The organism is Vibrio sp. 2304 (genome assembly GCF_033339475.1).
Lineage (GTDB): Bacteria > Pseudomonadota > Gammaproteobacteria > Enterobacterales > Vibrionaceae > Vibrio > Vibrio alginolyticus.
Window position 1 is genome coordinate 109,591 of record NZ_JAWOUQ010000003.1, and the last position, 26,794, is coordinate 136,384.

Genomic DNA, 26,794 nt, shown 5'->3' on the forward strand with positions numbered 1-26,794 from the left:
ATATAAAAACAAAATAGGCAGAACACATGATTTCAAACATGACTTTACAAGGTTTAGATAAATTAGATCGAAAAATACTTTCAAGTCTTTTGTCGAATGGGCGAGAGTCAATTGCGAATCTATCCCGAAACATTGGTTTGTCTCGAACAGCAGTAGCAGAAAGAATTAATCGTTTAGAAAAGACCGGTATTATCAAAGGCTATACCGCACAGATTCGTGTAGAAAATGAAGGGCGAAAAGCCGCTAGTTATCTACTGATCTCTTGTGAAAAGGGTAAGAAGAATGATGTAACGAATGCACTTAAAGAAATCCCTGAGGTTCGCTTAACGAGCGTTGTTGGTGGCAACTTTGATATTATTGCCCTAATTGAAGCGCCCGACCTGCAGTCTATTCATCATCTTTGTAATGAAATTGAATCATTTAACGGCATTCAAAGGCTTGATACTACCGTTGTACTGCACCAGCCGATCAGTCGTTAAGCTTTTCTGACCTCTTTGAGGAAAACATAAAGGGCCGCTCGTTGAGCGGCTTTCTTATATGCTTCCGATAAGTCGAATTTTGGCGTCTTTATCACCTGGGTTGCCAAGCCAGAACGTTTGACCTAGTTGGTTCCCTTCTCCACTACCCAGTTTGTTTTCTGGAATACTGTCGAGGTTAACTGTCAACTTTAGGTCCCACGACATTGGGTCACGCAGAATAAAGCGCATCAAGCCCACCAGCGTCTTATGTAACTCACCATCGTAGGAAAACTGCTTAAACGTTTCAAAATCAATGTTGTCGATACACAAGTTAAACTTGCCGTTCAAATCCGCAATGCTTTGTCCCAAGTGTAAGCTTTGCCCCAATACACAATTGGAACGATTGAGTTTGTTACGCTGGCTTTCAGCGATTTCTACGCGTCTATAAACCCATTCTTCGATTCGCACATTCGGCAGTGAAAAGTAGTGCGAAACAATACCGGAAATAAGCTTGGGTGAGCGTGTACGCGTAGATAACTGGTTCACGTAAGACAGAACTTTCGCTCGATCTAACTCCGCTACTTCACAATCTTGCATAACGCTAGAAAGACCAGCCAAATGCAGTATGCGCCCAGAAAAAGCATCGCTTGCCCCGCTTTTGTACTGCACGTGATATCGGTATTTCTTCCAAACACGATACAGTAAGCTTGTATAGCGGTTGTGGAAAAAGTCGAAGAAATCCTTCACTGGGTTATCATCGGGATCACGACCGACGAGTTTCTCAGTGTAAGACGCAGGCAGGGGCGAGCTTGAACCATGCAAGCCAAGAAAGTTCGTCTCAATACGTGAATATTGCTGTCCGTTTCTTTCCATATGAGTAATAAAGTCCATATCACTCTTTGGAAAGCACAGGTTTGGCGACACGCTGAACTCAATTCGCTCTTGGTGAAAGTATTTGTTCTCGCCCACGGCAACAAAATTTGAGTTTGGCTCCAGCTGGTAGTGTTTCTCTAACAGCAACACCGCTTGGTAGAAACTAAACTCATTCGACTTATCAGAAAGTGTGTTAATCATAGTATCGTCTGCTGCCCGATTAGGCTTGCCCAGTTGTAAACCTCGCCCGTCGCTTCATCGAACACCTCTAGTTCGGTAAAGGAGTTCACACTCGAATACAAACGGATAAATTCATTCAATACCGTGGCCATAAGGAACATATCGCCTTCATTTACGAAGAACTTAGAGTCCGTCACGAGCTTGAATTGGTTACCACGCACAGATACACCACGAAATACGCGATCGATTGGTTTCATCTCTGAAGAAATAATGCCATCAAGTCGATGAATCGACGCGCGGTGGGCTTGTCTATCGACTCGAGAGTGGAAATCATAAGTCGAGAGCAACACTTTCAACACATCGATATTGGCCAAAGACAAGTAGTTGAGCGACATGTTGGCAATCAACTGCCATTGAAGCTCACCATTAACCTGAGGACTTACTGACTGTGTTGGCTTAGTAATGTTTTTAAACGTCGCATACGTTGGCGATTTGTGCGTCGCGTACGTGATGTCTCCTACTGACAGGCGCTCCGCTAAGTCCGCGTTACTGCATTGCAGTTTCATCAATACTGTTTCAGTCCCTAAATCCGCGATGTCGCCATTGTGAGTATGGAATGAGATATAGCGCTCTAACCCTCTTCCGCTTACTCGCTCGCCCACTTTGGATTTGTAGAACTCTCGCTTATCACGCTGGTTGATTTGGTGCTCAAACGATTCAAATTCAATCAGTGGTTTTCGGCGACGCTCGTCTTTACTCCAGCTCTCCACTTGCTCAATGGAATAAACCTCGTAATGCTCCTGAGTGTTACTTTGTGGACGCACCTTGTACTCGTTTCGTCGATGCTCTAAACGGATTGGGTCGCCGTCTTTTTCAAACAAGTTAACGGCAGGTGTGCAGTGCAACCTTAAGTGTTTATCTTTAAGTACCACTTCTGAAGGCAAAGCACGCTTAAAGTGGAATTTGATTTTGACCGTGCTGCGTTGCGGAATGCCTTTTAGCCACTCTAAGCCTTTAATGTCGAAGAACATGAACTTATCTGGCAAAGAGAAGAATTCTTGCAGCAAACGGTAGCCTGCAAAGGAGTTTTTGCTGTAAGGCAGCAGCGCCTCGTCCTCTTCATGCCCGACTGGCTTAACGTACTCTGGCCCTAAACGATGTTTGTAGCCACCACCAACATCCAACTCGACGTAATCTAGATAACGGAACAGCCATAAGAAGACAGTGCGAGTAATATGAATCTCACCATGCAGGTGCAAACGCAACGTATCTAAACCGATACGAGACAGCTCAAGGCCATGCTCCGTCGATAACGTCACATCAATCATCGAGCTGGTGCGGCTGTTAGTTTGTTCGATGTTAGTAATCGTAACTGGGTATAGATTGACGTCATAACAAGTACGGAACAAACACTGCGTGCCTTCTACCTGTTCGCTGGCCATTTCCGCACCACGTTTCACCACGGTTTTCTCAGTAACACTTCCGGTATGCGGTTTTAGTTCGCTAATACACAAAGACGGAATCGAACGCATGTAATGTGGCCACAGCAAAGTCATCAGAGATTGCGTTAGCTCAGGAAGTTCATCGTCAATCTTTTCGCGGATGCGTCCGGTCAAAAAAGCAAAACCTTCCAGCAGTCGTTCGACATCTGGATCAAAAGTTCCTTCAGAGAGAAAGTGAGTTAACTTCGGATGATATTTGGCAAACTCACTACCCGACTCGCGTAAATACGTGAGTTCATCTTGAAAGTATTTACTGTTACTCAAGTGGCACCTACTAAACGTTAAATTGGCCGTCGGTTCCCAGGTAGACATCGATCGACATTGGGACTTTACCGCCGTTATGGGAAACTTCGCCGCGAATACCAAAGCCGAGTTGTAATGGATTATGGTGGTCTTCACGGTAATGAACCTCGACATTCAGCAGTCGGGGCTCAAAGCGTTCTATGGTTGACGTGATGTTTTTTTGAATATGGCGAACGAGGTTCGTGTTGTTAGAAAGTACGTCGTTAAAATCTGGCAGACCATACTCATTGTCGATCATTGCGTTGCCGGAATGCGTATTCAACAAGTCAGCGAGATGCGAGTGAATGGATTCAATCAAATGCTTATGAGACACCACTTTCTCGTAGCAGTTTTTTGGTTCTCCTAGCTCGATCCGCTCTAAAAGACGGTAACCTTTTTCCATATGCGATCCTACGAAAAAAGCAGCCAGTCTTCACTGGCTGCTTGATGGTTTCAGTAATGGGTTATTGGTCTAGCTTACCAACTAGAGACAAGTCGAAGCTTGCGCCCATGTACTTGAAGTGAGGACGTACAGACATCGATACTTTGTACCAGCCTGGATCGCCTTCTACGTCTGATACTTCAACCTTCGCAGCGCGAAGTGGGCGGCGACCACGAACTTCCGCTGGCGGGTTCTCTTGGTCAGAAACGTATTGACGAATCCACTTGTTCAATTCGATTTCTAGGTCAGAACGCTCTTTCCAAGAACCAATTTGCTCACGCTGTAGCACTTTTATGTAGTGCGCTAAACGGTTGATAATGAACATGTAAGGAAGCTGAGTACCTAGCTTGTAGTTCATCTCGGCTTGTTTGCCTTCAGGCGTGTTCGCAAACACTTTTGGTTTTTGAACAGAGTTTGCAGAGAAGAACGCCGCGTTGTCAGAACCTTTACGCATGGTTAGCGCAATGAAACCTTCTTCTGCTAGCTCATACTCACGACGGTCAGAAACCAGGATCTCGGTTGGGATCTTAGTCTCGATTTGACCCATAGCTTCAAAGTTGTAAACCGGTAGATCTTGTACAGTACCACCGCTTTGAGGACCAATAATGTTCGGACACCAACGGTACTTAGCAAATGATTCACTGATCTTGGACGCCATCGCGTACGCTGAGTTGCCCCATAGGTAGTTATCATGGCTGTCTGTCACTTGCTCATCGTAGTCAAACGCCTTGATTGGGTTATCTTCAACAGAGTAAGGCGTACGTAACATAAAGCGAGACGTACATAGACCTAAATAGCGTGCATCTTCGTGCTCACGCAGACCACGCCATTTCGCGTACTGTGGACCTTCGAATACAGACTTAAGATCTTTTAGGTTTGGCAGCTCTTCGTAGCTGTCTAGACCAAAGAATTTAGCCGATGCCGACGTGATGAATGGTGCGTGAGACATTGCACCTACGTTCGCCATATATTCCATCAGTTTGATGTCAGGCGACGAAGCTGACATAGCGTAATCACAAATGACTGCGCCAACAGGTTTACCACCGAACTGGCCGTATTCACGTGTGTAGATTTGCTTGTACAGGCCAGACTTCACCACCTCTGGAGCGTCTTCGAAGTCATCAAGAACTTCGTCTTTCTTCGCAGAGATCAGTTCAATTTGAATGTTCTCGCGGAAGTCAGTGTGATCAACCAGGTACTTAAGGCCACGCCACGTTGATTCAATCGCTTGAACTTCTTCGTTGTGAAGAATTGCATCAACTTGCTTAGACAATTTTTGGTCGATTTCAGAGATCATCAGATCAACCAGAGATTGGTCGACTTTCTCTGTGTTCGAACTGCTTAGTAGCTCACTGATGAATGCTTCTACGCCGCGTTTTGCAACGTCAAAACCTTCATCACTTGGCTTTAAACGTGTTTCGTTAAGAATGCTATCCAGAAGTGAGCCTGATTCAACTAAGGCTGCTTCTTGTTCTGGCGCTTGTGCTTCTGCAGACATGATATCCCTTACTCTTCTTTCGCGTCTTGGTCGTTGCCAATGCTTAGTTCATCCAACAGTTTCTTTCTCGCTTCTTCATCTTGAAGAACCGATGCGATCTTCTTACGGAACGCAGGAACGTTTCCTAGAGGACCTTTAAGTGCAACCAAAGCTTCGCGAAGCTCAAGTAGGCTGTTTAGTTCAGGTACACTTTTCGCGATCGCTTCAGGAGAGAAGTCCTTCATGTTTTGGAACGTCAGATCAACACCAATCTGGCCGCCATCTTCATCAGAAAGACGGTTTTCAACATTGACTTTAACGTTTGGAGACATGCCCTCTAGCACTTCGTTAAAGTTGTCTTTGTCGATGTTAATTGGAGTACGTTCTTCAATTGGTGTCTCATCTGCACGCGCAGTAAAGTCGCCAACTACCATCATGCTTAGCGGCAGCTCTACGTCTTCTTGCGTATCGCCAGTTGCTGGAACATAACGGATATTAATTCGCTCTTTAGGAGCCACCGAGCCGTCACGTGACATAATTCGTTCCTTATCTAACTCTTTAATTAGTCGTAAATTGCTTTCCACTCTTCATACTTCTCAGGTAGAAGATCCTTGCTTCCAAATAACCGATGGAGTGTTTTTCGAATTAGGTCTTCTAACTGTGACGATAAGTGGGGTTCCCAGCTCGCGAGATTAAACGCTTTTTGTACTTCCCACCCCTTCTCAAGATACGGCAAACACAACGGGTATAATCCAACAGACTGGTAAGCTGCTATCAATTGTAAATACAGCATGAACTGCCCTCGTCCCGAGCTATCCAGCTCAAGTTTGTGGGCAAGCTCTGCGGCACATTCCCCTAGATTTTCTAGAGTGATATCCTCCATTGGCAGCGAGTCTTCCTGCGAAATCACAACCGTTTGAACAACGGGTTGAGAAGTCGAAGAAGTGGTATCTTGAGTCGATAACCAGCTCAAGGTCGCTTCATCTGCAAATGGTATAGAATTCTTAAATGAGAGGTGCTCGATGCCCTCTAGCGATTCAACAAAACGCGTCACTTCTTGCTTCACAGCAAGCGCTGCATCATCAAAGCCCAAGTTATTAAGCATCGAATACACGAAGTAATGGCCTGTCAGCCAAAACGGCGCATCCGTTAATGTGCGCTCCAAACGCTTAATGGTGTCGATGTCGCTTTCTTGGTCAGCTTTATCTCGGTATTCCGCTTGTTGATCGGACGACACTGCCAAGCTCAAAGGCGTTTGATTGTTTTGGTGGTCGGGTAGACCATCAATGTCATCCCAAGTCAGATGACGATAAATCCGGTAAGCCAGCGGATCACTTGGGTTCGCATGAAGCATGACTTCTGCAACCTTCTTCAAGGTGCGCTTAGAAGCTGTCGGCGAAGAGAAGTCCGTATCGACATCCACTTCTTTTGCCACCGCTTTCTTAACTGGTGCAGGTTTAGGGGCCGGCGTAACCGTCTTCGTTGGAGCGGTTTGCACTTCGCTCTGTGCTGGCGTTTCTGCGGCGGCAGGCTGCGTAGCTGGTGCAGGCGCCGCTTGTTCGACGTTAACGACTGCTTCATCGCTCTGCTCATCAGCCGCCGCTTGTTGAGATAAAACATTGAGTTGAGTGCGAATCTCAAAGAAATCCGCTTCTGAGTCTTGATAAACCTCGTCGTATTGACGCTGCACTTCTTCAATAGTCGAAATGCAGTTTGATACCAAATCCCATGACTGAGCGCTTTCCGCTAACTTGCTGCTGACCAGTTTAAACTGATGGTTCAGCCATTCGACCGCGCCATCTCGACCCCGCTTTCGGGAAGGATACAATTCAACGCCAAAGCGACTTAACGCCTCACTAAGCAGCTTTAGACCTTGTTCAAAGCCTTGCAGACCAAACTCTTCTGTTAGCGCGCGAACGAGGTAACAAATGGCTTTTAAGTCTTTACTGTGGTGCTCTAGAACTTCAGTCGCGTGCGTTTTTACTACGCTCCAATCTACTGTTTCGCCAAACAAGGAACCGAATTTCTTCACTTCGGATTCCATCATTTCATAGCAAAACTCGTAACGGGCATCGTTACCCACTGGAGATTCATCAGAAATAGGATTAAGCAGACGATCGATATCAATGTTGGACAAAATTCACGTCTCCTTCAGTCAAGTAATCTCTCAACGCACGTGCTACCGCAATTGCGCCATTTGCTGGCTTAGATAATCGATGGCTCTGCTCAATCGCATCCGACGCCATGCTATCTAGAATTTTCGTGATTTCTGTAAATTTACTTGGTGCATTCCGTTCTAAATCGGCAAGGGATTCATGTAGCTTTTGTTTGTCGTAAACGGATTGCTCCATCACGGTGCTAAACAAAATAAATTCGCTTCTTGCGACGATTAAATCCTTTATTTTTTTGTCTAGTTCTGGCGTATTACCGAAGTAGACTTTGGCTAATTCAGCTTCTTCAATTGCTTTAGTGTAAAAGTGGGCCTCTGCATGTTTATCGATGGAGTCATTAATATTTTCCATCACAGCCTTTGGTAAGATTTGGTTGTAGAAATAGGCTTGTGACTGGTTTAATAACCATGCCTCTTTCATTTCATTTTCTGCGAGCTTAGCTTCACCATCTAAAATTAAGCGAGCAATCTGCTTATCTCGACTGCCAACTATGGCAGATACTTTCATGGAATCGATAGAAGCGACATTTAACCCAGACATCACTTTAGTCAACGCCTCATCCGCATATGGAAACAGAGCACCGTCACGAACAAGGGTTTCTCGCAAGGTGACAAGCTCCTTACGTAATTCGACTAATGCCATTGGTAAGCCATCCGCTAACGATTGATACGACGTTAACTGAGCCTGCTTTTCTTCATATAAATTCGAGAGGCTTAACTGCTGAGCTTGATATGCTGTTCGATAAGCTTCTGTCATATCAATACTCTGAGTAGCTTGAGACAACTCTTCTTTGATTTCCCATGGAGGCTGAGCTAAAAAAGAAGCCGTTTCAGAGGGCGTAATAACGTGAGTTACAGGAGCGACACCTCGGGAAAAAATGGCATCCAATTGATCTTTATTCTGTTGATATAAATAACTTCCTGCTGTTGCCAGCACACTCAACACTAAGCTCGCCTCTAATATTTTAAAGCGACCATACGCCGTTTTATCATTTGGCTTACAGTGTGTAAGCAGCAAGTCTGCGTTACGCAAGCTACTGAAAATTGGTGCGTTAGAATTTGAGCTAATTGATTGCGTATCGATTCGCGCTAACTGTTGAGCAAAAGAAATAGCGGTATAGCCATGCCCTCTTGGTTTGTTGATGACTTCTTTCAGCAATTTCCAAATATGAGCCGGGATCAAAGCCGGACGCTTTCGGTCTTTTAACTGCTTATTCCAAGCATCACCAAATATTGAGCCTAAAAATAGATGTCCAGCGAGCAAAGCGAGAGAGTAAACATCATCTTGCGGTTCCGCGATGCCAGTTTCTATATAAAGAGGGGAAGCGTAGCTCAAGCTTGCTTCTGCGTAAGGTTCTGTCTCTCCAATGTAACGAGCAGCGCCGAAATCAATGAGCTTAACGTAATCGCCTTCACTCACTAATACGTTAGATGGTTTAATATCAAGATGGCAGATACCTCTTGTATGCATAAACTCTAGAGCGCCAGCGAGTTGATACACCAACCAAGCGATGTGGTCGTGGCGGAAGCCTTTAGAAGAATGACGCTCCATTTTTTCTGCCAGTGATTCACCTTGGATCCACTCGTACATCAAATATGGGCGTTCGAATTCGTTGCCGATTTTTACAAAGTTAGCAACACTAGGGTGTTGAGAAAGCTCCAGCCTGCTCGCTTCGTTAATCAACATTTTGCTCGCAAATTCTGGCGAGTCATCATTGATAACTTTGCAACAGATTTGCTTCTCTGGCTGCCCTTTTTTTGCAAGATGGTAAACCGTTGTCTTACCATTTTTAGAAGGAAGCTTGTCTAATACATCAAACTGTGAAAAAAGCACGTACTCAAGCTTCGGCTTATTTTTTTCTGCTAGCCTTTGCTCATTCAGTTTCTTTTTCTCAATAGCTTTAACAACCAACTGATCGATATATCCTTTGGCTGTACTCTGATTATTAGACACTTAGTACTCTTTCATAGAATAAATATTATTAGAGTTGAATAATATTTTCTTGAACGTACTTGTATCAAGGTTGGTATTTAAAACAAACAGTAAGCCTATTATTTTAGTCATTATTACTAACTTATTAGACCTTTTTACTTACGCTTTCACTGCATGAGTTATACGCTTTTTCGTGTTACAAACTTCAACCTAATAATATGAGTATATTTTCATTGCCATTTGATCGATGAGTGCCCACTAACATTGCAGTAATTGGAGAACTCCTTTGTCACCATGAAAGTCGAACATTAACAACGTAGTTGGTTGCTTAAAGTGGTGCTCTCTGACCGCAAAGGCAATTAAAGCGAGAGAAGAACAACTGCCCATTGTGCCCCACAACTCATTGATAAGCTGCGGTTGTTCTGGGTTCGTGAATCGTTCTGCTTTAGCCCCCAGAGCAAAACCGTAATCTTCCGAATGCATGCGCAGGTTCGTCATATCGGAATACACTTCACCAAATAAATCGAGCTTTTTACTCGCACGTTGAACAAGTCGAAACATGCCTCTTCGGTCTGAAGTGTTTAATTCCGTATCAATGTAGCCAAGCTGCGCTTGAGGCTTAAGTTTCAATGTTTCTACGGTATTTCTTCGACAAAGAATTAAACCCGCCCCACCCTCACTCGGAATAACGCCCCATGGATTATTGGTACTCATTACCATCGCATCGTCGATGAGTGTTTGCATCGAACTCACCAAGGAATCGACACTGATACACATCATAGCATCATATTTATCCAATGATTTCATGGCCTGGAGAACGAAACTAGGCCCACTGGCATGAACAGCATTCACCACAGAGAGAAATTCAGCATAGTTACTTTCACCAAGCCATTCTTGCACCTTTACTAGTGAAACAGACGCAGGCACCGCTATAAGCAAAGGTATTGGTCTCAATGAACGTGGTAACTGTGCTAACAATGAATTAAGCAAGTGGGTGATTAACTCACACGTTTTCTCAAACTGCTCACTTTCTTTGGTGTATTCGATTTTGGCGTAAGTAAAACGCTCGATACCATCATCCCCTACACATTGGTCGAATCTTCCTAAGTCAGCATACGAAACTGCACTAGCAATATCTAAATTCATACCGGTTGGCGTCATCACTTCCATCCCTAGCACGTAACGGCCTGTTGAATTATGCATGCTCGCTTACCTCTTCCAACTTAGTGATGGATGTCGACACCAACAAATGCTCCTTGCCCTGACAAGGAAACGCAGCGGTGTAACTGATTGATATAGTTTTCTTTTCCGCATCAACGAATAAGGTGTACATCGCCATATCAGCTTGATAACTTTGATCTTTGAACGTCGCGATCGCACGGTATTTTTCTTTAGGAATTCGAAATGAAAGCGTGTCATCATGACAAAAGCCACTCATCATCAAACGCTCCCCCCCACGAAGGAAGCCTTTGCACTGTTGATCAATAGGCGCGCTTTGGAAGAACCGCTTATCAAAATCGAGTGGCAACATTGGCTTGCGATTCTCAATCCAATCGTCATCGAACGTGCCGGCCAGCTTCTGGCGCGACTCAAAGAACGGAGGCACTGGCCCGAACCCCGCAACGCGTAGTTTTTTCGCGGCGGCACTCCAGTCCTCTCGGGGATAAAAAATCGAGGGTACTTTCTGTTCAAGCAATTCTTTGTTGGAGTCGGCAACCCCACCACCTATTCGGTTACGTAAATCACCGCCTACCGCGCAAGTGTAATCAATGTCTTTTTCAATAAATGGGACCGGATTGCTCAGCGTGATACTGCCAGCATGCTCAACCCATACGCGTTCCCCGTGAATAGCGAGAGTCTTATCGATATGACCATCAATCAGCACACGACACTCTTGGTATGTCACTGGCTTTTTCGCGTAGCTGCGCGCTTTGCCGTAAACAAGTACATCTGTGTTGTCTTTGGTATACGCGAACTCGTGGTCAACTTTCATCGCAGAGAAACCTTCTTCGCCCAAATATTGGGGATCATCGAAGATTTCACTTTCACCTAATTCGTGCCAAACCACACCATCGAATTGCCAAGTACGTTTAGCGACCACAACCCACACTTCATCGCCGTTTTCGTCACGTTGAAAACGACCTTTAAGTGATAGCTCAGGGTGCGCTTCAATATCCCATAACTGCATTGCTATTCCTTAAGTTGAATCGTTCGCTCGCAGAAGGTGCGGCCTTTAAATTGTTGAAGTTCCAGTCTTGCTGATGTATCGGCATCGCCATATCCCAAGGCACGTAGGCTCTGGATTGAATGCAGATTTGGCGCCATAGCCAGTCGCGGAACAGCACATCAACGTTAGAATCTTGCATCGCAGCTAACGTAGACTCGAAGCTCAATGCGTAACCCAAGCGGCTTGGTAGATTTTGGATATATTTTTCATCTTCCACCCACTCATTGAGCAGATCGACAATCTCTTCCCATTCATACTCGACACCAACATCTTGCGGATTCAGAGGAAGAAGCTTTCCGTAGACGACATACAAGGCTTGAAGCCAAATTTCACCCTCAGCTTCACCTTCCTCCAGACTTTCCAAGTGCTCGATGATTTGGGGTACCAGTTTCCAATCACCACCCAGCGCAAAATCAACAGGTGCTAATGAAGAAGAGATATCAAACGCCTCAAACTCTTTTAACTCAAGTAACTTGGCGTAAGTGAGCACTTGCGCTGATGGTAATCCATTTGGTTCGATGCCAAAGCACTGACGGAGCCAAGTGCCTCTGTCACGTTTGGTAATCAAACGTTCAAATAGATATTGTTCGCTGCCTGCATTGTCATTGAGCCAATCAATCCCCTCTTTCACGTCTTGTAAAGCGAGCAGTGGCAAAGCAACATGAGAGCTAATGATGCTGGCTTTGTGCCAGCGCTTGATGAGAGAAACACTTAATGTTTGACGTACACGTAAGCATTCAAAGTAAAACGCACTGGATGTCGCATTACCCTCAATAAGCTCCGAAAGCGTGCTATCCATAGATTCAACCGGAGATTGTACGGCAATGACCATTGCGGTTTTAGCGTCAATATCTTCGAGTAAACTCAAGCCGCACAAAAGGTTATCCAACGCTGAGCCCAACTCGCCTTGTAGCATCAGCCAGCTGTAGATTTCTGGCTCCTGGCCTCTTAACTGATGAATCAACCCCGGTGCTAACCGATAAAACGACAAGTACACCTGCTTCAGTTCTTCAATTTGGCGTTCAATCAGCTTGAGATACGCCAACTCACGACTTGGATAACCCCTTTTGTGAATTTGAACTCGCTGCCTGATTAAAAAACCGATACTTTCAGAAGCAATGGACAGCTTTTCATTACAGAAATCCAGCCATGTTACTGGCAATTGGGAAAGGTCGTTCACAGCGCGCTCAGCTTTTGCTAACGCGCCTTCGACTTCTTGATTGGTTATGGGTGCCTTTAGGTGCTCGACACCGATTCTTTGTCGCATCTAGTTATCCGTTATTAGCGTGCCATAACGCGATTGCAATTAGTTAATACAAAGTAATTAGCTAACTCGACGTAAATTAGCTAATGCTAGGTAATTAGTTAATTGCGATCGTTCCGCCTTGAATTTTTTGTGCTTTTTCTGCTTGAGAGGTGACGTACTTCGCTTTAGTGGTAATTCGTCCATCGCGCCCGCTATAGCGAGTTTCTGTCTCACCACTTTTGACTACCAACTCTTGTTCTGTCTCGATAACCATCTTCTTCGCTCGCAATACAAACTCGTCAGAGTCATCCAGAATGGAGAAGAAAATGTCCGTCACAAGAGGCAAGCTTAAGTCGTCGTTCAAAAATTCAACTCGACAACTTAATCGATTATCGATAGCTATTTGCAGCTCAGAACGACGAAAGCCACGTCCTAGTCTCGCAGTGAGTGGCTGCTTAAATGGGTTACCATCAAAATCAACTCGCACACTGCCCGTAGACTCATTGATAGCCACTATTCTTCCAAAACGCGAAAAGCAAGCCGTTGATTCGGCTTGCTGCTCTGATATTACTTCTGTTGTAAGAGGTTGTTTTTCCATTGTTAGTTAACCACTACGTTGCCACCTTTCACGACGACTTTGTCACTGCCTTCGATCGTAATAGCCGAGCCTGATAACTTTATTGAACCATCACTGTTCATCACTAAAGAGGAACCACCCGTTTTCAATACAATCTTGTCGCCACTGATAATTTGCGTTGCACCATCGGCTTTATAAGCGGTGTTCCCTTTCACTGATACCGTTAAGTTGCCACCAATCGTCTGGTTATCATCCGCACCAATATCTGAACTCTTAGACGCACCGATAGTAAGGTTACTGTTTTCGCCAATATCTAAGTCATCATTTTTACCGATCTTAGTCGTACGGTTATCACCAATTTCTAAGTCAGAATTGTTTTTCACATACTGGGCTTCGTTCGCGTTGTATGTGACGGTAACGTCTTGCTCGACTGTCTCGGTAAACGTACTGTTTACTTGTGTCGTTTTATGTCCATGAATGGTTTCTTTATGGTCACCATGAACTTCATTCGTTTGGTGACGTGCAACCTTCAAGAATTCATCTTGACCGATATCACGGTAACGGTTGTTGAGCACCTTGGTCGACATGTCTTTTTGAGCGTGAATATAGACTTCTTCTTGGTTCGCTTCGTCTTCAAAACTCAACTCGTTGTAACCTGTTCCTTTGTGCGTTTGCGTGCGGAACGTGGTACGAGTTTTGTTTTCTGGCAAAGAGTACGGTGGGAAATGCAAACCGTTGTAAACTGCGCCCGTAACTAACGGACGATCTGGATCCCCCTCAAGGAAAGTCACTACGACTTCATGGCCAATACGCGGCAAATAAACTGCGCCCCATGTTGGCGCCGCCATGGATTGGCTTACACGAATCCAACAGCTTGAATGTTCGTTGTTATCACCGTAGCGATCCCAATGGAACTGTACTTTCACTCGACCAAGCTTGTCGGTGTAAATCTCTTCACCTTCTGGTCCTACAACAACCGCCGTTTGAGGGCCATCAACCACTGGTGCTGCTAGTTTAGGCGCTTTAAACACCACATCACGTGGAATACACGAGAACTGGTTGTAGTAAGTGGTTGGCATACCACTCGCTTCATCTTCATGCACTTGCGGATCTTGACCTGTGTGCATTACAGACAACATAAGGTAATCGCGGTTAATCTCAGAACGCGGGTGGTCACTGACGTTAAAGCTGTAACCAGATGCTAAGCGCATTACGTCACTCGTTGCTTCCACTTGTTGATTATCGACTATGTGTTCCGACATCCACTCCGTGGTTCTCACCTGACCCATCAGCGGGTCAACGTATCGTCCAGGATAATCAAACTGCTTGAGATCTTGGTCTAGCTCGCCAGCCTGTGTCATCTCTTGTGGAATTTTAGGGTGTTCGTAGTTGTAATCTGTGTACGTAACCTGTCCTGTTCTAACGCGGTTAACTAACTCGAGATCAGAGATATGTTCGCGATCGGCAACACCGCCACCATCGGCATGATAAACAATCGGCCCAATGTAAGAAGCATTTAGTGGCGAGCTTATCAAAGGTGCAATCGCGTCATTACTGTCGACAATGACCATCGTATGATTTGAATCGCTATGGTCAAAGTAATACCACATACCGTGTTCAGCCATCATACGCTGCACGAAGTGCAAGTCAGACTCACGGTATTGCAGAACGTATTCTTTTGGAGGATAAGTACCCGACACTTCAAATCGGTAATCGGTGACTGCCCCATCATCGAGTACTTCTGTGATGATGTCTTGCGCTGACTTTTGCTGGAAAATACGACAATCTTGGCGCTGAGATAAGAACCAAGCTTGAGGAACCAAGACTAATTGATAACGAGAAAAACGACGTCCAGTTCCTAAGTAACGCACTTCATTCACCACGCCGTTGAACACACGCGCAGCCCCAACACCTTGTCCGTAAAGTGTCAATGTTCCTGCTTTACGTATTAACTCATCGAACGAGATATCTGGATCAAGTGAAAGTAATGAGAGATTGATGTGGAAAGGCTTAGATAACTCTTCATGAACATGAAAGCTCTCGACCCGAAATTCATGCCCACATCCAGGCACTTCAAATTTAAATTCTACGTCATTCACCATATCTTTTACCTGATACAAATAATCGAATTAGGGCCAACAATCGTTGGCCCTGAATCTTTACGCGACGAGCAATTAAGCTTCGCGTGGAGCACGCCAGTCGTCGTTACCCGCAGTACCACAGTTTTCGTGAGTTACTTCGATCGCACGGTAAGTGAACTTAAGCACTTCTTCTGTCACGCGGTCAGCTGTTGCTGCGTCTTGACAGTGGTTCATACGAGTTTGGATATCGACAAGTAGCGCATCAATCAATTTGATTGAGTAGTAGTGCTCTTGTTTACCTTGAACTGAAGTGCGGTAGAAGCGGATCACACACTCAGGAAGTTTTTCGCCAGATACTAGTGCGTTGAATAGTAGTGGAGATGAGCGATCTTGAACTTTAGTTACAACAAGTGGACGGTGTACACGTTGACCAGTTGGCTGACCACTTTGTGGATCACGTGGAACTGTTAGCACGTGATCAAGTTCTTGTACTAGGAACTCATCAACGTGAGCTTCTTGCCATGTGTTACCTACTGAATCTGCAGAGTAAGTATCTTTAGTAATATGGCCTTGAGTCTCACCTTGGATAGACATATATGCTGGAGTTGGCATCGCTATTTCCTTTTCTAAAATCTGTTTTTTTTAAATCACCAAATCGCTTATCACCGCGACTAGTTGGTATAATCAAAGTCCGTGCCAACTTTAAAAATCAAACAAAAACAACAATTTAAGTAATACCAGGCATTGTTCACTAATATATTGAGTACAATTTATTGGATAAAAAACCAAAAAGTTGGATTAAGATAATAATAAATTGTTCTAACTTTAAAAAGTGAAAATAACCATATAAAACCGTGTAAATAAAGTCATTAAAACTAATAAATCCGACACTTTTACTATCAATTAATTTAGAATAACAACGCCATTAAAATAACCACAAACATTAATGTCACAATAATCATTAAAAATAACCAACAAACGATAGTCAAAATATCTTGATAAAAAAAGAGCGCAATTACTTTTAGTATAATAGCCGCTACCTCTTTTCCTCTAAAGAATAAAATGGCTATGATAAATATAAACCTTTCTTCATTAATTCAGCGTCTACACCCGATTGCAAAAGTAGCATTAGAAGACGCCGCTGCACTTGCAGTCTCTGAAAAAGCAAACGAAGTTCAAATTGAGCATTATTTACTGAGTCTATTAGAAAGGCCAAATAGTGATTTTGACGTCTTATTGAGTCATTTTGATTGTTCTGAGAACTTATTAAGACAATCGGTTCGATCCACACTCGACACCAACGCCAAAGGAAATGGCAGCAAACCTGTTTTTTCTGCTTTATTAATCGAATGGTTGCAAGAAAGTTGGCTGGTTTCTTCTTTAGATCTATCCGAAACACAAATCCGCTCTGGTGCCCTGCTCCTTACTCTTGTTAGCAACCCTCTCCGTTACGGCCAACATGGTTACGCCTCTATCCTTGAAGCGGTAAACCCTGACAGCCTTAAGCGTAACTTTGCAGAGCTAACAAGCCACTCTATTGAGGCGCAAGTTGCTACTTCAGAAAAAACACAAGCTCGTGAAGATGGTTCAGCACTGAGCAAGTTCACAACCGACTTCACTGGTAAAGCACGCAAAGGCGAAATCGACCCTGTTTTCTGCCGCGACCAAGAAATCCGCCAAATCGTGGACATTCTTGCTCGTCGCCGTAAAAACAACCCTATTGCTGTTGGTGAACCGGGCGTTGGTAAAACCGCAGTAGTAGAAGGCTTGGCACTTAAGATTGTACAAGGTGACGTACCAGACAACCTCAAAGGTGTTGAGCTTTACGGCCTGGACATGGGTCTTCTGCAAGCTGGTGCAAGCGTAAAAGGCGAATTCGAAAAACGCCTAAACGCAGTATTGGATGAAGTGAAAAACTCGCCAACCCCTATCATTCTTTTCATCGATGAAGCACACACCCTTGTTGGCGGTGGTAACCAAGCGGGCGGCAGCGACGCGGCAAACTTGCTAAAACCAGCCCTAGCGCGTGGTGAAGTGAAAACCATCGCTGCGACAACATGGTCGGAATACAAGAAGTACTTCGAGAAAGATCCTGCTCTTGCGCGTCGTTTCCAATTGGTGAAACTCGACGAACCGTCTCCTGAGCAAGCAGCATTGATCATTCGTGGTCTGCGCCCAGCATACGAGAAGTCACATAACGTTTACGTGCGTGACGATGCTATCACTGCTGCGGCAGCACTTTCTGCTCGTTACATCTCTGGCCGTCAACTGCCAGACAAAGCGATCGATGTACTAGATACGGCGTGTGCACGAGTGAACATCAGCCTTAATGCCATTCCTGCTTCTGTTGAGACTCTGCAGCAAGAACTTGCAGCTCAACAGCGCGAGCTTGAAGCACTTGAGCGTGATGCTCTGCAGCAAACTGGCGACAAGCACAGCCTTGCTAACATTCCAGACCTAAAACTGGCAATGGAAACAACGAAAGAAGAGCTAGCAGAACAAGAAGCGCAATGGCACAAAGAAAAAGAGCAGATCCAAGAGATGATTGCTCTACGCTCTCGCTTACATGAACTGGTCTTTGGCGAAACAAACGAAGAAGAGCTTGTTGCAGACGAAGATTCAGAACAAGAGCAAGACGTTTCTCCATATGCAGAAATGGATGAAGAAGCCGTTCGCATTGCAATTTCGGGCTGCCAAGAACAGCTAGATGTAATCCGCAATGGCAACCCACTGGTTCACTTTGAAGTGGGCCCAGATGAAGTCAGCCATGTGATCTCGGACTGGACTGGTATTCCAATGGGTAAGATGCTTCAAGACGAAGCAGAAACCACGCTAAAACTGAAAGACAGCCTAACACAAAGCATCAAAGGCCAAGAATACGCTATCGATGCACTGTCTGAAGGCATTCAAACTGCGAAAGCTGGTCTAGGTAACCCAGACGCACCAACAGGCGTATTCCTGCTGGTTGGCCCAAGTGGTGTGGGTAAAACCGAAACGGCTCGTGCGATCGCTGATCAAATGTTTGGTGGTGAGCGCTTTATGACGACCATTAACATGTCTGAGTTCCAAGAGAAGCACACGGTATCACGCCTAATTGGTTCACCTCCGGGTTACGTAGGTTACGGTGAAGGCGGCATGCTGACAGAAGCGGTTCGTCAACGTCCATATTCTGTTGTTCTTCTTGATGAAGTGGAAAAAGCCGACCCTGAAGTGTTGAACCTGTTCTACCAAGTGTTCGACAAAGGCACGCTGAACGACGGCGAAGGCCGCACAATCGACTTCAAGAACACGCTGATCATCATGACCAGTAACCTTGCGACGCACGAGATTGAATCTTTGGTTCATCAATCCAAAGACATCGATGCGAACATCATCGCAGAAGCTATTCGCCCTACTTTGAACCAACACTTCAAGCCGGCGCTGTTGGCACGTATGTCAGTACTACCATTTGTTCCGCTGTCTGATGAAGCAATGACAGAAATTATTCACCACAAGCTGAACAAAGTTTCTCAGCGTCTACAGAGCCATCACAAGTTGTCGCTAAGCTACGAAGACAGCTTGGTTGAGTTCGTACTAGGTAACTGTCGCCTTGCTGAAACGGGCGCGCGTAACATCGACGCGGTCATCAACCGTCAGTTGCTGCCGCAACTATCGACTCAGCTATTAGTGCATGACAAGGATGATTCACATACGCAAATCGAAGTGTCTGTCGATGAGCAAGGAACACTAACCTATGCGTTCAGCTAACCATAGCGAACTTAGTAACGCCCTACTTGCGATCAGTCAGTCTTTGGCTGATCGCAGCCAGCTTACCCAAACCTTGGATGCCGTGTTGACCGCTGCGAGACAAATGACCCTCGCAAAGCACGGCATCATTTATGTTTTGGACCAGACTGGGCAGGCGTTGATTCCAAGTACCGCTCACCATAACGATAAAACTATCGTTTCCCATCCTTGGGATGCATTACAGTTAGACTCAGCCAGTGAGAACGATCCATTTAACTTTGCCATTCGTAATGGTGAAGTGGTGTTGATTAACGAGTTGTATAAGTACAACGGCTATGACTGCGAAAGCATCTATCAAACTGAGCAGACACTGGGATTAAAAAGCGAGAACTTACTGGCTTGGCCTTTGATTGATAGCGAAAGCAAAACCATTGGGCTGTTAGTCTTACTCGATTTAAGTGTTATCGACAATGAAACTGCATTGACTGAGTTTTGTCGTATGGCCGCGAGTAATATTCGCCAAGCTGTGTGGTTAGAGCAATACGGGCAAGTGATTAAAAATCTCAATGCAGACAATCACGCCCTAATGCGTGAGAACACTCAACTCAAAAAGCGTACCCAAAAAACCTATCAGGGTCCTATTGCAGAGAGCGAAGAAATGCTCAATGTTTTGAATCGTCTTGATAAGGTGTTATCTCTCCCTGTCGACGTTCTATTGCGTGGTGAAACGGGAGCCGGTAAAGAAGTGATCGCGAAATACATTCACGAAAACTCTAACCGTTCAGAACAGCCTTTGATCGTACAGAACTGTGCCGCAATCCCAGAGCAGTTATTAGAGTCGGAACTCTTTGGCCATAAAAAAGGCTCATTCACTGGCGCGGACAAAGACAAAGTCGGCCTGTTTGAAGCAGCCAACGGCGGCACGCTATTCCTGGATGAGATTGGCGATATGCCAATGCTACTACAAGCCAAGTTACTGCGTGTACTGCAAGAGCGTAAAGTTCGCCCAATCGGCACTAGCAAAGAGATTGAAGTGGACGTTCGCGTTATCGCCGCAACCCACTGTAATCTTATGCAGCAAATCAAAGATGGCGGATTCCGTGCCGATTTGTTCTATCGTTTGAATGTGTTCCCTATTACATTACCACCATTGAGAGCACGCAAGTCGGATATTATTCCCCTTGCCGAACATTTCGTGCAACACACAACCAACACGCTAGGTCTGCCGCAAGCGCCAGGGTTAAGTGCCAACGTACGTAAACAGCTCCTTGCCTACCAATACCCAGGGAACGTGCGTGAGCTTAAGAACATCATTGAGCGCTCGGTGCTACTGTCCGATTTTGAAACCATTACTCACATTGAGTTTGGCGAACAAATCCCAGAAGATGTACCAAGTATCGACATGAAAGCAGCTTCACCTACCCCAGAGCAACCTGCTTACGAGCAGCAAGCACAAGCAGATTTAGAAGACGTTTCAAAGAGCCTTAAGGACGTTGTCAGCCAATACGAGCGTACAGTAATCATCGATTGCTTAAATGCCTGCAATTGGCACACCAAGAAGGCCGCCGAGCAATTGGCACTTCCAATGAGCACTCTCAACCATAAGATGAAGAAATACGATATTTCTGCAGCGGGTTGATGGGGCTTAAAAAGAAAATTCTAAATTCAGTATGAAGTCATAAGAAAAGAAAAACCGCCCGAAGGCGGTTTTTTTTGCATCTAGGAAGGGTTATCAAGTGACTTTTCCAAGGGCTTGGGTGCTTGAGTTACCGCAGGTTGTTTCTCAATCCAATCTTTCAGCCATTTCTTGCGTTGAGATTCGTTATACTGCTTCCAAGTTTCAGCCGCAGACTTGTCTACGCCTTCCTCTGTCGACTCTTTCTCAATTAACCAAGGCATATCACTAAAGAAATTACCAGCCAAAGCACTATCCGCATTTAAAGAAGGAATAGAAATTACAGCATCACGACCAATATCATAGTCATCAACTCCATTTAATCCGACTTGTTTTAGATGAGCAACCGAAAGCTCCAAGTTCGCTTTACCACCAATTACACCACCAAACGGTCTTAGGCCTTTTAACCTAACTCCCGTTGGTGCAACATATTCCAAGTTAAACCTCATGCAGTACATCGTATAGTTTTTGCTCTTAGATAGTTCATTCTCTTTAGTGAGACTACCTACAGCTTCACCTATAAACTCACTCATGGCATCAACTTGTTCTCGATGGTTTTCTGAAATAGATTCAGTAAACATCCATTCTTCGTTTTTATAGGCAAACTCACCAATATGGTACATATCGGTGAAGTAAAGAGGACCTTTAACTGGCTTGCCATCATTTCCGTCGAGCGCCAGTTGAATACACATATTCACTGCTTCCCACGGCATACCCAAACGTTCATAAAGTGCTTTTTCATGACTCTCACCCAAAATCAGTACATAAATACTGGCAGGATCGTCTTTCTTTTTGTTTCCCCATGAGAAACCATCACGCCAGATATTATCAGCCGATTGGTACCACTTTCTTTCACTGAAAAAGTTCAAACCAGACGCTTTGGTGTCTATAGCCACCAATTGCTGTTTAATGCCATGAAGTATAGGGATGGTATTTTTGTCTCCCTCACCTGCCATTAAGGTAAAGCTCTCTACCATAAGGTCCTGTTCACGTAGACGCAGTTGCTGCTCTCCCAAGTAGGTATCAAGCAAAACCAGTCTAGTTTCTGTACTTAAAGCGCCAATCTGCAACTCATCTTCAGCATCATCAAACTTCTGCCCCAGACTGTACTCTTGTGGTAAGTAAAAACTATGTTGCCCTTGATTCGTTCTAATTCCCAAGCAGTAACGCATATTTTGGAAGCCTCCGCCTTTTACATAGCGCTTAAAGGAATCCGCTTCTGCAAAATAGTCGCTTGGCTGACCCGATATCGCTGCTCCGGAAACTGCCATACTGAACATTGCATCAGAGAACATTAGCTTTGCTTTAGAGGTCATTGGTTTCATACCGTCGATCATCACATCACCGAAGCGGAATGAGGGAATATGCTCAATAGCAATCAACGTAGCGCCGTCATCAATCCCCTGTTGCTTGTAAAAAGCACTTATTCGCCCATCAGGATCTGCTTTGAAGTCACTAACCTTCATTGGCAGCATCCAGTCACTGAAAGCTGGACCTTTAATATTTTCGAGCCCGTCGACGCGATCATAGCCAATAGTAACTGGCTTCGCATACTTGTGTTCTTTTTTAAGTATCAACTGCACTTTCACTTTATCGTATGGACCTAGGCGACTGCTGCTAGATTGCTGAATCCAACTATCATATGACATCCATTCCGGTTCATCACTTTCAGCATAGCGAGCTGACTGAACTAGTATTCGACAATAGCCGATTTCATCTTTCTTTAACTCACTTCCTTGCAGGTTAAATGACTCGGTAAAGTTATCAAACATCGTTTCATTTGGGTGTTCAAACAACATGGTTTGTATCGGGAAGATTTGATTAAATGAACCTGACGCTTTAAAGCTATCCCTGTTTTCGGTTATAGAGAGATGAGAAACTTTGCTATTAGTTGTTATTGGAGCAGGCCAATGCTGCGCACCTTGTGGCATCTTTGTCGATAATTCGGTGTAGTACTCGTTATCACAACGGTTCTTCCAGTTAGCCGCTAAGGTGTTTCCTTTGATCGTATGTACAGACCAATCATCGCTCAAAATGTAGTTCTCAATGTATTCCTTCACCTTGTAACGCTCAACCAAAAACCTAAACGAGATGTTAGAATTCCGTTTGGTTTGAGATCCTAGGTCAGCGAGTAATAACACTAAGCCATTAATAGCAAGCGCTCGTAGTTGGTAGCGTTTTAACACCTCCTTACGAACTTCTTCGCTCTCAAGGTGAGTAATGAGTTCCTGATAAGACCTACATTCAATACCTACATCTACCTTACTGCGTCGCAAATCGTTAAGTAACTCGATATGTATTTTTGCCAGCCTTTCAAGCTCACTGACAACTTCATGGCTTTGCTTTAACTCTTCTAGGAAGGAGTCCAACATTAAACTATCAATCACTTTCACCGCAGATATTGCTGTCTTTGACCCCTCTATGGCAAGCATAAACCCTCTTGCCGCAGGAGCTATAGCAGGAATATAGGAAGCGACGTCAACGACACTGTCAAAAATCGCCATTCGCAGTGCGACTTCTGCTTTATCTTGCGCAACCATCTCAGCTTCTAGAGCAAGCCTAGAGCGTTCCATTGCATGCGAGCCATAGCGACTGGGATGAAAGAATATGTTCAGGGATTGCAGGTAAATACGGATTACAACCCGACGGTTTTGTCTTAGATTAGGGTTGTTGCGGTCGACTTTTTCACCTTGTTTGGGAACATAGACAGGTTTACTTTCACCAAAAGCGGCTACCGAAACACGACCTTCAAAAACAGGGAACTCCTTCATGAGCAGTTTTTTCGCATATTCTGCGCGCTCTGCCGAGACCTGCATATTTGCTTTCTCGGTACCGACTTGGCAAGCATGCCCTTCTATCTCTACTCTAAGGTTTGGCTCATTCTCTAAAACGTTGGCAAGAGAAGCAGCAAGCTGTTTAAATATAGGTGCATGATCCTTTAACTCTTTTTCACGCGAGTTAAAGGCAAATTCTATTTTTATTCCTGCGCCTCTAGAGCTATTTACGAGAATGGCGTCAATCTGATTGCCAGATTGATCACGCGCATCTTTTAAAGCCTGTTCTAGTTTTTCTTCTTGGATATGGTTAGCTGTCTTCCAAACTGGAATTTGAGCAAGGTAGTCTTTTGTAACTTCTTCTGTTCCTTGCTCTGCTTTATCAACCTTTTTATTTTGATTAACCAGCTGTTTAGCTTTTTTATACAAACTAAGTGCTGTCAATCCCGTTCCGAAGCCATTAAAACCAACGGTTTTACCACCAGAAAGCCAAGCTTCCGCAACTCGCCCGGCAACCACACGTCGGTTACCCAGACGTGATTCTAAAGAAAGTGCTAGTGCGCTTGACCGAGCTTCATTGGTGTTAAAAACCTTATCGTGAAATAGCGCCTTCCAACCAACACCCGCGATAGCTGGAGTGTGGAGTTCCTGCAACTTATCAAGCGCTTCTTTCGTACTGTAAATACCGTAATACAATTCGCCTGCCGCTTTCATCGCAGGCGGCATCTCGGACTTAACTGCATCCCAATACAGTTTCGAGACGTTATTAAACACCGCTTGGCGGCCATCACGGTCTAAAGTGTCTTGCAAGCTACCGCTCAGCAGCCCTGCTCCTAGCTGAGCAGACACATCTCGGATATTCTTGAGTAACGCAATACTCCTTGAAGCTGGCGTATTGGCTGTTACACCTTGTACATTACCGTGAAGGTAATGTTTCATATTTCCAAAGTACTGAGGGTATTGATAAATCAAGGATTCCTCAAGGGAGATCATATCGCCACTGACAATGGCAAATTTCCCTAACGGAGTGCTTGAAGAAAAGGTAATCTGTTCACGTAGCTCGTAAGTGTAGACTGTATCTAAGCCTTCAGAAAATTGCTGAATATGAGCGTCTTTAATGAACTGTGGAACACCATTTTTCATCTGGCTTGGAATAAATTCGACACGGATACTGTATAAGCCTTCTTTAAAATCAGCAGGATCAACGTGAAACATCGCGCATGGATATTGCTTAGCATTTTCTTCTGAATGCTCATCTTCAGGTAATGACGCTTGTACTGAAGAGCCTATCGTTTTGTATTCCCCACCTTCTTTGGTTGAGTCAAATTTTTGCAAAGTAACCGTCGCACTTTCATAGCCTTGATCAGAAAAAACCACAGCGCAACTCGCCACAACAGGTAAAACGAAGCCTTTTAGTGTCTCTCCCGATTCACTTACATCTTCATACCACTTGTTATATTCTGCCTGTTCTTCGCTGAGCCCCCCGTTCGCAGCTGGTTCGTAAGGCTTAGCCAATTGTTCAATGCTGACCTCTGTCAAGGTGAGTTTTGCTTCGCTGTTTTCCAACTGGCTACTCAAATCTGCAACTTTTGTAGCTAACTCTTTGGGGTTTAACTCAGAAAGTGAAGCTATTAAAGGCAAGGGCGGAAAGCGGAAAGTGAAGGTTTGCTCACCCTCTTTGGGTAGGTCCCTACCTAAAGCATGAATTGTGTGCTCTGGTGTCAGGACCTCAAAAGCCCCATATTGATCGGGCTTTCCGTTACCCAGTGAACATAACTTAAATTTATGGTCGGTAGCCCAAAGCTTAGGGCTATCGCCATCGGTTACGTTAAGCATCGGCACTTTTGCTAAAGGGCGAAGATTAGTCACGTCTTTATTTTTAAGCAAGCTAGGCTCTTCGTGCCAAGTTGGATAGACGTTTTTTCTACCCTCCTGAGTAGCAGGAAAATAAGCACCAAACAAATAGTAATTTGCACACAAAGGTATCGCGTTACTGGTATCATGAGTGCTCACAGTTCATCCCCTTTAACAAAATCACCATTGTTGGCAAAGGCGTTGTAAAGAGAAGAGTTACTGGCACTATGGCCCGTCCCTATTTGCTCCCATTTTAAATAAGAACCAAATTCTTTATTTTCTTTTAGCTTACTGAGGATGGCCCGTGCCGCTCCATCCCGAGCATAATTCGCATCTTTACTCAAAATCTCAAAATAGCGCAGTTTACCTACCGCTCGCGGTACGATTTCTTCTGATTGGAAGGTTCTACTTTGGGTATCAATAAGATAACGGTGCGTTCTAGTTTCGGCCCAAGAATAGCGCCCCGTTGGGCTAATTGATTTCTTACGAAAACGGGCTTCATCTGCAGAACGTGAACTATCCGGCACTATCGAGTAAAGCTCCTTTCCCGTGCGCTCATCAAAGACACCAACCCCATATTCATCGACCATATAACGCTTGCCATCATAAATCACGGAGTACTCATTAAACTCTGTGTCTACTTGCTGTTTTTCGCCTGTCGATAAGGTGTACTTCCAGTCTTTAAACTTGTCTACGTAGTAAAGGTAGCTGCTGTCTTCTGCCCATAGAAACTCTGGGTAGCCACGTGAACGACCTAGTTCAATATACTCACCCGTCTTAAGATCTTTAATTACTTTAAACATCCCTTCTGAGGCCGAATAGGCCAAAGCCAAGTAGCGATTATTTGGAGAGACACGCATTAGACGAACTTTGCCAACAAACTCATCTGCGACCAGACGCAAGTCCGTCCCATCCGTTTTGATACTCCACACTTTATCCCTTTGATCATAGTGGTCTTTCGCTTCATTTCGGGCGTTATCCCAACGAAACACTACACGTGGCAAATCATAAGAGCTTTCATTGGTGAGATCTTCACGTGGCCATTCTTTAGCTTTAAAAATAAAGTGTTTAGGTTTACCAGTCTCTTTGTCATAAATAACGTAATTGTTTTCTGTAATATAAACACGACCATCTTCCCACTGTTGAGCATTTTTTTCTGCGATTCGGTCTTGAACCGTCTGAGGTTTTGGCGCGTGTTGTTCTGGTTCCTTGGCTGATTCTTGATTACAACCAGATAAGACCGCTAAGGTAATCAAGCATAATGTATGACGTAGGTTCATCTTATATTCTCTTCGTTATCTTTCTCGATCGCGTTTA

Annotated in this window: 18 protein-coding genes; 3 read left to right on the top strand and 15 right to left on the bottom strand. The window is 44.6% G+C overall.

Going from position 1 to position 26,794, the window contains the following annotated elements; translation table 11 throughout:
- Nucleotides 1–26 precede the first annotated feature (26 nt).
- Nucleotides 27–479 carry an Lrp/AsnC family transcriptional regulator gene (locus tag R7P64_RS07775; protein WP_005373369.1) on the top strand — a complete coding sequence of 151 codons (453 nt, stop codon included), beginning with the start codon at nucleotides 27–29 and terminating at the stop codon, nucleotides 477–479.
- Between the two features lie 54 nt (nucleotides 480–533).
- On the opposite strand, the gene tssG is transcribed toward R7P64_RS07775, so the two are convergent.
- From tssG to R7P64_RS07840, 13 genes are all read right to left on the bottom strand, one after another.
- Nucleotides 534–1,532, bottom strand: a complete 999-nt coding sequence (gene tssG, locus R7P64_RS07780; RefSeq protein ID WP_318119090.1) for a type VI secretion system baseplate subunit TssG — start codon at nucleotides 1,530–1,532, stop codon at nucleotides 534–536.
- The gene (gene tssF / locus R7P64_RS07785) at nucleotides 1,529–3,277 is read right to left on the bottom strand and encodes a type VI secretion system baseplate subunit TssF (RefSeq protein WP_042523535.1); all 1,749 of its coding nucleotides are present in this window, start codon (nucleotides 3,275–3,277) and stop codon (nucleotides 1,529–1,531) included. Before tssF ends, tssG begins: the two co-directional genes overlap by 4 nt.
- A gap of 10 nt (nucleotides 3,278–3,287) precedes the next feature.
- A complete protein-coding gene (gene tssE, locus R7P64_RS07790; protein ID WP_318119091.1) occupies nucleotides 3,288–3,698 on the bottom strand; it encodes a type VI secretion system baseplate subunit TssE in 411 nt (136 codons plus the stop codon).
- 61 nt (nucleotides 3,699–3,759) lie between these two features.
- Entirely contained in the window at nucleotides 3,760–5,235 is a 1,476-nt protein-coding gene (gene tssC / locus R7P64_RS07795) for a type VI secretion system contractile sheath large subunit (RefSeq protein ID WP_005373378.1), read from the bottom strand.
- 8 nt (nucleotides 5,236–5,243) lie between these two features.
- Nucleotides 5,244–5,750, bottom strand: a complete 507-nt coding sequence (tssB, locus tag R7P64_RS07800) for a type VI secretion system contractile sheath small subunit (RefSeq protein WP_318119092.1) — start codon at nucleotides 5,748–5,750, stop codon at nucleotides 5,244–5,246.
- Between the two features lie 26 nt (nucleotides 5,751–5,776).
- Complete coding sequence (gene tssA / locus R7P64_RS07805) at nucleotides 5,777–7,351, bottom strand: type VI secretion system protein TssA (RefSeq protein ID WP_318119093.1); 1,575 nt, start codon at nucleotides 7,349–7,351, stop codon at nucleotides 5,777–5,779.
- Nucleotides 7,338–9,338 (bottom strand): serine/threonine protein kinase, encoded by a 2,001-nt coding sequence (locus R7P64_RS07810; protein ID WP_318119094.1) that lies wholly within the window; start codon nucleotides 9,336–9,338, stop codon nucleotides 7,338–7,340. The genes tssA and R7P64_RS07810 overlap by 14 nt, the downstream gene beginning before the upstream one ends.
- 237 nt (nucleotides 9,339–9,575) lie before the next feature.
- Complete coding sequence (locus R7P64_RS07815) at nucleotides 9,576–10,520, bottom strand: hypothetical protein (RefSeq protein ID WP_318119095.1); 945 nt, start codon at nucleotides 10,518–10,520, stop codon at nucleotides 9,576–9,578.
- Complete coding sequence (locus R7P64_RS07820) at nucleotides 10,513–11,505, bottom strand: DUF2169 domain-containing protein (RefSeq protein WP_005386096.1); 993 nt, start codon at nucleotides 11,503–11,505, stop codon at nucleotides 10,513–10,515. Before R7P64_RS07820 ends, R7P64_RS07815 begins: the two co-directional genes overlap by 8 nt.
- Nucleotides 11,486–12,811, bottom strand: a complete 1,326-nt coding sequence (locus R7P64_RS07825; protein WP_318123345.1) for a hypothetical protein — start codon at nucleotides 12,809–12,811, stop codon at nucleotides 11,486–11,488. Before R7P64_RS07825 ends, R7P64_RS07820 begins: the two co-directional genes overlap by 20 nt.
- Before the next feature lie 94 nt (nucleotides 12,812–12,905).
- Nucleotides 12,906–13,388, bottom strand: coding sequence for a hypothetical protein (locus R7P64_RS07830; protein WP_064354671.1), 483 nt, complete (start codon nucleotides 13,386–13,388; stop codon nucleotides 12,906–12,908).
- A gap of 2 nt (nucleotides 13,389–13,390) precedes the next feature.
- Nucleotides 13,391–15,469, bottom strand: a complete 2,079-nt coding sequence (gene tssI / locus R7P64_RS07835) for a type VI secretion system tip protein VgrG (RefSeq protein ID WP_042523523.1) — start codon at nucleotides 15,467–15,469, stop codon at nucleotides 13,391–13,393.
- A 72-nt stretch (nucleotides 15,470–15,541) separates the two neighbouring features.
- Nucleotides 15,542–16,060 carry an Hcp family type VI secretion system effector gene (locus R7P64_RS07840; protein ID WP_005373415.1) on the bottom strand — a complete coding sequence of 173 codons (519 nt, stop codon included), beginning with the start codon at nucleotides 16,058–16,060 and terminating at the stop codon, nucleotides 15,542–15,544.
- A gap of 456 nt (nucleotides 16,061–16,516) precedes the next feature.
- Here R7P64_RS07840 and tssH point away from each other — a divergent pair, with 456 nt between their 5' ends.
- Both tssH and R7P64_RS07850 read left to right on the top strand, forming a co-directional pair.
- Nucleotides 16,517–19,195 (top strand): type VI secretion system ATPase TssH, encoded by a 2,679-nt coding sequence (tssH, locus tag R7P64_RS07845; RefSeq protein WP_064369684.1) that lies wholly within the window; start codon nucleotides 16,517–16,519, stop codon nucleotides 19,193–19,195.
- Entirely contained in the window at nucleotides 19,182–20,813 is a 1,632-nt protein-coding gene (locus tag R7P64_RS07850; RefSeq protein ID WP_318123347.1) for a sigma-54-dependent Fis family transcriptional regulator, read from the top strand. Before tssH ends, R7P64_RS07850 begins: the two co-directional genes overlap by 14 nt.
- 80 nt (nucleotides 20,814–20,893) lie before the next feature.
- Here R7P64_RS07850 and R7P64_RS07855 read toward each other — a convergent pair whose 3' ends face one another.
- On the bottom strand, nucleotides 20,894–25,636 hold the full coding sequence (locus R7P64_RS07855; RefSeq protein ID WP_318123349.1) for an OmpA family protein: 4,743 nt from the start codon (nucleotides 25,634–25,636) through the stop codon (nucleotides 20,894–20,896).
- Nucleotides 25,633–26,757 carry a hypothetical protein gene (locus R7P64_RS07860; protein ID WP_005383355.1) on the bottom strand — a complete coding sequence of 375 codons (1,125 nt, stop codon included), beginning with the start codon at nucleotides 26,755–26,757 and terminating at the stop codon, nucleotides 25,633–25,635. Before R7P64_RS07860 ends, R7P64_RS07855 begins: the two co-directional genes overlap by 4 nt.
- Nucleotides 26,758–26,794: the final 37 nt, after the last annotated feature.

Coding starts and splice junctions, on each gene's coding strand:
- R7P64_RS07815 (WP_318119095.1), bottom strand. CDS start 10,520: ATGCATAATTCAACAGGCCGTTACGTGCTAGGGATGGAAGTGATGACG.
- tssG (WP_318119090.1), bottom strand. CDS start 1,532: ATGATTAACACACTTTCTGATAAGTCGAATGAGTTTAGTTTCTACCAA.
- R7P64_RS07825 (WP_318123345.1), bottom strand. CDS start 12,811: ATGCGACAAAGAATCGGTGTCGAGCACCTAAAGGCACCCATAACCAAT.
- R7P64_RS07840 (WP_005373415.1), bottom strand. CDS start 16,060: ATGCCAACTCCAGCATATATGTCTATCCAAGGTGAGACTCAAGGCCAT.
- tssB (WP_318119092.1), bottom strand. CDS start 5,750: ATGTCACGTGACGGCTCGGTGGCTCCTAAAGAGCGAATTAATATCCGT.
- R7P64_RS07820 (WP_005386096.1), bottom strand. CDS start 11,505: ATGCAGTTATGGGATATTGAAGCGCACCCTGAGCTATCACTTAAAGGT.
- tssC (WP_005373378.1), bottom strand. CDS start 5,235: ATGTCTGCAGAAGCACAAGCGCCAGAACAAGAAGCAGCCTTAGTTGAA.
- tssI (WP_042523523.1), bottom strand. CDS start 15,469: ATGGTGAATGACGTAGAATTTAAATTTGAAGTGCCTGGATGTGGGCAT.
- tssH (WP_064369684.1), top strand. CDS start 16,517: ATGATAAATATAAACCTTTCTTCATTAATTCAGCGTCTACACCCGATT.
- R7P64_RS07860 (WP_005383355.1), bottom strand. CDS start 26,757: ATGAACCTACGTCATACATTATGCTTGATTACCTTAGCGGTCTTATCT.
- tssE (WP_318119091.1), bottom strand. CDS start 3,698: ATGGAAAAAGGTTACCGTCTTTTAGAGCGGATCGAGCTAGGAGAACCA.
- R7P64_RS07830 (WP_064354671.1), bottom strand. CDS start 13,388: ATGGAAAAACAACCTCTTACAACAGAAGTAATATCAGAGCAGCAAGCC.
- R7P64_RS07775 (WP_005373369.1), top strand. CDS start 27: ATGATTTCAAACATGACTTTACAAGGTTTAGATAAATTAGATCGAAAA.
- R7P64_RS07850 (WP_318123347.1), top strand. CDS start 19,182: ATGCGTTCAGCTAACCATAGCGAACTTAGTAACGCCCTACTTGCGATC.